This window comes from Helicobacter vulpis (genome assembly GCF_003660395.1).
In the GTDB taxonomy this organism is placed as follows: domain Bacteria; phylum Campylobacterota; class Campylobacteria; order Campylobacterales; family Helicobacteraceae; genus Helicobacter; species Helicobacter vulpis.
This window is the reverse complement of the sequence record NZ_QXQT01000097.1, coordinates 1-461: the sequence shown is the minus strand read 5'-3', so window position 1 is coordinate 461 and position 461 is coordinate 1. Positions and strand designations below refer to the sequence as shown.

At 44.0% G+C, this 461-nt stretch carries 1 protein-coding gene; it reads left to right on the top strand.

Going from position 1 to position 461, the window contains the following annotated elements; all coding sequences use genetic code 11:
* Window positions 1–461, top strand: a 461-nt coding sequence (locus EAO38_RS08745; RefSeq protein WP_162982769.1) for a replication initiation protein, incomplete at both ends; no start/stop codon positions are given.

Below are 461 nucleotides of genomic sequence, written 5' to 3'. Positions count from 1 at the left end.
AGTGAATATGCCTTACTTTGGCTACTTGCTTAACTACCTCCATGGCAACTTCACTTCCTTTGAGCTCTTTGAGTTTCAAAACATCAGTGGCAAATACGCCAAGACCCTTTACCGCCTTCTCAAGCAGTGGAAAAGCACAGGATTGCCCCCTAAAATGGAGTGGGCGAAGTTTAGGGAGTTGATGGGCATATCCACTGATTATCAAATGGGTGAGCTCGAAGCACAAATCCTTAAACCCGCCACCCAAGAACTCCACAAACTCCCCCACTTTGAGAACCTATGCTACGAGAAATTAAAGACAAAGGGTATGGGTAATCGCATCACCCATATCCAATTCTATTTTCAGCCACTCACTAAGACCGGCAAAGACAGAGAACAAGCCAAAAGAGATTTAAGAACCATTGCGTGGGAGATTAGAAGCAAGAAGGTGGTTAAACAACTCAAAAAATCTATGGAGCAAG